Source organism: Mycoplasma sp. 4423 (genome assembly GCF_054353855.1).
This window is the reverse complement of the sequence record NZ_JBTHHJ010000026.1, coordinates 1-6310: the sequence shown is the minus strand read 5'-3', so window position 1 is coordinate 6310 and position 6310 is coordinate 1. Positions and strand designations below refer to the sequence as shown.

Below are 6310 nucleotides of genomic sequence, written 5' to 3'. Positions count from 1 at the left end.
AGTAAATGTATTCAAGACATTTTAATGAATTATAATTACTATTCAGTTTTCAAAGAACTATGCCTAAGGGGCATTTTTTTATTCAATTTACGAATATTTCTACAAAAATATGCTTTTATGTTAAAATAATGATAGAAATTATATTTAGAACATTATAAGTATATTGTTTTAATAATAAAAACTGAAAGGAATTGATAATGAAAAGATTTAGTAAATTAAAGATGTTATTATGAGCTTTACCTACGACTGCATTAGTTTTAGCATCTACAGTGATTTTTTCAGTTAAAGAAAAAGGAAAATCTGATATTAAATGATTTGAAAATTATCATAATAATAAATTTCAAGTGAGGAATTTTAGAATAAAGACAAGTTCTTCTGATCCGACTATAATTAATTCACTTAAAAATTTCGAGTTGAAAATTATTTTAAAACATGAATTTGACAAAAACAGCGAAAATGATTTGGAGGATTTGTTAAAAAACAAGAACCAAGATTTCATTGAAAAAATCAAAAAATCAAATCTAATTTTTAAAGATGTTAAAACTTCTTCGTTAGCACCGTTTGTTTGATTTTATTTTGAAAACGAAGAACAACGAAAAAATTTTGTTGAAAAAATACAAAAACTTGATTCAATATTAGGAATTGTTCTTTTTGATCAAAGTGTTGTACAACTAAGCAATAGTAATCAATATGATCCATATTATAAACTTTATAGAAAAATAAATAATAATAATGATTTGTTTATGGATTTTATTAAACAAAAAGAGCGAGAAAATCATAGAAGTTATATACCCACATCTAAAATTGGAATTTTAGAAGTTGGTGGAAAATTTGATGAAACTATGGATAATGACTTTTTAAACAGAGGTTATGAGGTTCTAATAACAAATAAAAATCTTGAATTAAACCATCATTCTCAAGAGGTTCCATTGATTGCAGCTGGTAGTCAGGGATTTGACAGATACGCTAAAATGTATTTTAGTAGTTTTAAAACTGATAAAGAATGAGAAGGCGCCCTTGAATGGTTTGTTAAAAATGGTGTAAAAGTTATAAATCATAGTTATGGATCGATTTATGATTTATTAGGTAGCGAATATAATGAAAATAACTTACTTTTGGATAGTATTTCAAGAAAATATGGAATTATAAATGTATTTGCATCCGGGAATGATAATGATAACCGTGACAAAGGAAATGAATGAATAAATTCAAAATCATTATCAATTAACAATATTGTAGTCGGAGCATTAGAATATGATTCATATCGTGGAATATCATCTGATAATATTGCCCGATATTCAAATTATCTATTATTTGATAAATATAAAAACTTAGCAAAACCTAATGTTGTTGCACCAGGTTATTTATATAAAAGAAAAATATTGGGTTATGGTGATAGTCAATATAATAAAATTGGTACAAGTTATGCAGCACCAATTATTTCAGGGTTGATATCTACATTATTAAGAGAGAAAAGTTTAATTAATAATGATAATTATAGAATTCAAGCAATTAAAGCAATTTTAGCTGTGGCATCTTGAATTCCGAATAATAATGATATAGCTTATAAAAGTAATGGGTACTCACTAAAATATGGAGCTGGTATTCCTAATTTTGAAAAGATGCTTAAAGCGTTTGATAATCTAACAATTGCTAATATTGATAAAAAAACAAACGGAACTGTGTTAGCAACAAAAGAATTTTATGCTTATAAAGGACAAAACATAAGAGTAGCTAGTTCGTGATTATTCAATGCTGGATTGCTTAAAAATAAAGAAAATAAACCAAGTTCGAATTTTAGTTGATATCTATATTTAATTCCATTTTTTGCAATCGGAACAGGAATTGCAGATTTAGTGTGAAGTGGTACACATAAAAACGACAGCCAACTTAAATTACATGAAACCCTAAAAAGACAAGAACAAAAATTATATTCTGATTATGATTTAATTTTAGAATATAAAGATAAAAATGGGAATTGAAAGCAAATTAAAAAAATAATTACAGAAGATTCAACAGATGAACTTATAATCCATAATGCAAATATATCAGGTTTATATCGAGCAAGGGTAGTAAAATATAAAGATTCATTATTTGAAAATTCTATTGATGATAATATTGCAATGACATATTTGGTATTTTGATAAATGAAAAGAACATTTAAAACTATATTAGCATCTTCTGTTTTATCAACTTCTTTAATAGTTTTGTCATGCTCTAGTAACAAAGTTTCTATAAATTACGACGATGAAAATATTGATTATCGTTTAAGATTTGCTGAATTACTTGATCTTTACCAAACCCAAACTAATATAAAAAGAAATCCATATGATTTTTTTATGTTAAAATGAGAATCTGGTGAAAATAATGGTGGGTATGGTGTTGAAACCTTATTAAAGAATAATTTTACAATATTTACAAGTTCCAATCAAGTTCGGAATGATTATTTAAGTAGGTTTTCACTAGATTTTTATAAGAAAATATACAATATGTTTTTAAGGTTAAATGAAAAAGAGAGGGATTTTAATATCAATAATTATTGAAAAATTAATCCTAATAATATGACACAAGAGCAAATAAATAAGTATAATGAACAAAAATTCGAAGAACAATATTTATATAATCAAAAAATAGATGAATTTTTTAAGACAAAAAACTTGGTTCTTTCTACATCTTGACATGCTCGCTATCGTATTGACTATTCCCAAATAGATTACTTGATATATAATCCTAGAAGTAATCCTGATGAAATCTCGTTTATTAAAGTACATACTGGACAATTGCAACCTGCGAGGTATTACCAACCTGCAAGTGGAGGTGCATCATTTATGGATTCTGCTGTAATAAATAAAAATATTAAAATTAATCCGATTGTAAATGATCACTTAACTAAGCAAGAAGTTATAGATCTCTTTGAATTTCTTGAAAAAAAATATGAGGTAAAATAAATGAAGCATCATAAGTGATTGATATTATTTGTTTCTGTATCAATGATTGCACCTATTTTAATTGCTTGCTCAAATGTTGAAACAAAAAAACCGACGGAAAATAAAGCAGAGATTAATGCCACAAATGAATTTAATAATTTACTCGAGTGATATCAAAAGCAAAATAAAATAGTATCTAACCAAGACCGCTTTGGTAAGTATTGAAGTTATCTTTGAAACAAAGATAAGATACCTTTATTTAAGCAGCCATACCTTATTATTGAGACACTAGATGACCTAAAGAAAAAAATACTTAATAAATTTGATCGTAAATTATTTGTGGAACTATATAATAGTAAAAAATATAGTTTAGATTTTGATATTCGAAAATTAGATGAAAAAGATATTCTTGAACTTAATTTACAAAAATTTTCTAATATTTTTTTAAATAACCAAAACCTTGAAACTTTCTTTAAAGAAAATAATTTACTTATAGCTCAATATTGACTCGATCCAAACGATAAAAACAAATACAATCAAAAATATCTTATACCAGATCCTACACACCAATCAGATACTCATTTAATATTTGATGTAGTTAGTCCAAATGACTTATATTATGTGGAAGATTTTTGGTTATATCAAAGTTCACCACAATATGAAAAAGACTTTTTATACAAAGATGTAAAATTAACTGTAATTACTTTTAATAAAGGAAAAAAGATTTTTATAGATGAAAATTTAACAAAAACTCAAACTAAAAATATTTACAAAACACTTTTAACAAAATATGGTGATCGAGTATAAAATATACACAACAATATTAATATTGTTGTGTTTTAATAACAAAACACATAAATTTAAAAGCAAAAAATATTAAAATTAGCTTATTTTTATACACTAAAAAACCTAATTTTATAATATAATTTAAGATATGAATAAATTGAAAATAGGTGTTGATATAACACATATTTCCAGGTTTGTAAACAAAAGTAATTCTTTTATTGATAGGTTGCTTTCTGCAGATGAATTAGTTAAATTTGATAAACTTAAACAAAAACAAAAGCAATTATTTTTAGCACGAAGTTGAGCAATAAAGGAAGCTATTTTTAAAGCAGATAATCAATATTATAAATTTAAAGAAATTGATATAAAAAAAATAAACAATAGATGAATCTTTAAAGATTTTATTATTACAATTTCGCATGAAAAAGATATATTGGTTGCTTTTGTAATTAATATGGGGGAATAAATGAAATTTACAATAGATACTAGAATTAAGTTTCTTGCTACATGTTTAGCATGATTGCGTCGTTGATTGAAACTTGGTTCAATGCTGCGTAAGTATAAAAAAACACCTGAATTAGTTTCTCGTGAACAACGCTATAAGTTTATTCTAAAAATTGCTAAGAAATTAATTAAAATTTATAATATTGATTTGGCTATTGAAGGCATTGAAAATATTCCAAATAATGGTGGAATTATTTTAACCCCTAACCATAAATCATATATTGATGCCTTAGTTTTGATTGCTGCATTAGAACAAACAAATCAAGAATTTATTGATAAGCCTCGTGTCCCTACATTTATTGGTAAAGAAGGATTGAAAAAAAGTAAAACTATTTATAAATCAATGCAACTACTTGATTCATTTTTTATAGATAACAAAAATATCCGCGATAGTCTTCGTACATTAGATGAATTTACTGATTTTGTCAAAAATCAAAAAACTTTTGGAATTGTCTTTCCGGAAGGAACCCGCATTAAAGAAGAGAAATTAGGTGATTTTAAATCAGGTATCTATAAAATGGCCAATAATACATATATGGATGTGATTCCTGTTGCTATCTCAAATACATTAGATGCTTTTAGTCTCAAACGTCATGGCAGAATCAAAGTTACAGTTTCATTTTTAACTACTTTAAAAGCCAAAACTAATATTACTAAGGAACCAGCAATAATTGCAACAAAAGCAAAAGATATGATTGCTGCAAAGTTAGGATATACTGATGAAATTAAAAAATAAAAATCTTAACTATTCTTATGAGCATAATTTCAAATTAGCTGATTTTGATGGACCACTTGATTTGTTGTTAGAGTTAATTAAAGCGAAGAAAATAAGCATCATGGAAGTTAATTTAATCGAATTAGCAACTCAATATATTCAAATCATTAATCATTTAAAAGAAGCAGAAATTGATATTGCTGGCGATTATTTAGTAATGGCTACAACCTTAATTAACCTAAAAGCAAAGATGATCCTACAAGGTCCAGACGAAGTCGATGAAGAAATAGAACAAGAAAAGAAGTTGTTTATTCAAGACTTAGTTGAATATGAGCAGTTTCGTCAGGTTCGCGAAGCTTTAAAAACATTTCAAAGCCAGCGCGCTGATATTTATATTAAAAAAGCAAGTAATATTGATGAATACATTCAAGACAGTGATTCAGCAAAACTTGATGGACATTCAAATCCGATAAAATTAATTAATGTTCTGCGTAAGATGTTTGAAAGAGTTTATGCACAGCATCTGAGACAAACCAAACTTGAAAAGTTTAATTTAACTCCATCCGATCAATTTCCGTTTATTAAGAATTTATTAAGACAACACCAAACCTTAACTTTTGAAATGGTATTTAATCAACCATCCTTAAATCACTTTGTTATTACCTTAATTGCAGTTTTAGATTTAGCAAGACAACAGTATTTACTAATCAAACAAGATAATCAATTTGATGCAATTTCAATAACCAGAGGAGAAAAATTCAATGAAGAATAAAATATTAGAGGCACTTTTATATATTCAAGGTGATGATGGACTTACTTTAGAACAAGTTAAAGAAATATTTAACTTAAATACCTTACACGAAGCAAAAAAAGTAATGGCAGATTTTCATAAGGATTTCAACTCTGAAGATCGTGGTTTAAAAGTTGTAGTATTCAATGAAATATATAAATTAGCTACCCGTGAAAGTGTTAAAGAATATATAACTAAGATGGTATCAGTTGTGCGTCCACATCGTTTATCAAATGCTGCTATTGAAGTAGCAGGGATTATCGCTTATAAACAACCAATAACCCGCAGTCAAATTAACAAAGTGCGTGGAACTGCTTCTGATCAGGTAATTAATACTTTATTAGTTAAAGGTGTGATTGAAGAGGTTGGTATTTCACCTACTCCTGGTAGACCAATATTATATGGGATAACAAATAAATTCTATGATCACTTTAAAATTTCTACTTTACGTGATTTACCAAAACTAGATGATTTCAATTATGTTGATGGTGTTGAAAATGAGGCAAATGATTTTGATTTATTTACCAGTCAAAGAGAGGATAAATAACCTATCACTTAGATAGGTTATTTTCTATTTCGCAAAAAAAA

At 26.4% G+C, this 6310-nt stretch carries 7 protein-coding genes; all 7 read left to right on the top strand.

Annotated features, from left to right (window positions below; genetic code table 4):
• Positions 1–197 precede the first annotated feature (197 nt).
• Positions 198–2147: a S8 family serine peptidase gene (locus ACXYRN_RS04125; protein ID WP_458607768.1), complete on the top strand. Its 1950-nt coding sequence runs from the start codon at positions 198–200 to the stop codon at positions 2145–2147.
• Entirely contained in the window at positions 2148–2948 is an 801-nt protein-coding gene (locus ACXYRN_RS04120; protein ID WP_458607767.1) for a hypothetical protein, read from the top strand.
• Positions 2949–3734, top strand: coding sequence for a hypothetical protein (locus ACXYRN_RS04115; protein ID WP_458597542.1), 786 nt, complete (start codon positions 2949–2951; stop codon positions 3732–3734).
• A 127-nt stretch (positions 3735–3861) separates the two neighbouring features.
• Positions 3862–4179: a 4'-phosphopantetheinyl transferase superfamily protein gene (locus ACXYRN_RS04110; RefSeq protein WP_458597541.1), complete on the top strand. Its 318-nt coding sequence runs from the start codon at positions 3862–3864 to the stop codon at positions 4177–4179.
• The gene (locus tag ACXYRN_RS04105; protein ID WP_435129286.1) at positions 4180–4953 is read left to right on the top strand and encodes a lysophospholipid acyltransferase family protein; all 774 of its coding nucleotides are present in this window, start codon (positions 4180–4182) and stop codon (positions 4951–4953) included. It begins immediately after the preceding gene.
• Entirely contained in the window at positions 4937–5704 is a 768-nt protein-coding gene (locus tag ACXYRN_RS04100) for a segregation/condensation protein A (RefSeq protein ID WP_458597540.1), read from the top strand. The genes ACXYRN_RS04105 and ACXYRN_RS04100 overlap by 17 nt, the downstream gene beginning before the upstream one ends.
• The gene (gene scpB / locus ACXYRN_RS04095) at positions 5694–6269 is read left to right on the top strand and encodes an SMC-Scp complex subunit ScpB (protein WP_458607766.1); all 576 of its coding nucleotides are present in this window, start codon (positions 5694–5696) and stop codon (positions 6267–6269) included. The genes ACXYRN_RS04100 and scpB overlap by 11 nt, the downstream gene beginning before the upstream one ends.
• Positions 6270–6310 lie beyond the last annotated feature (41 nt).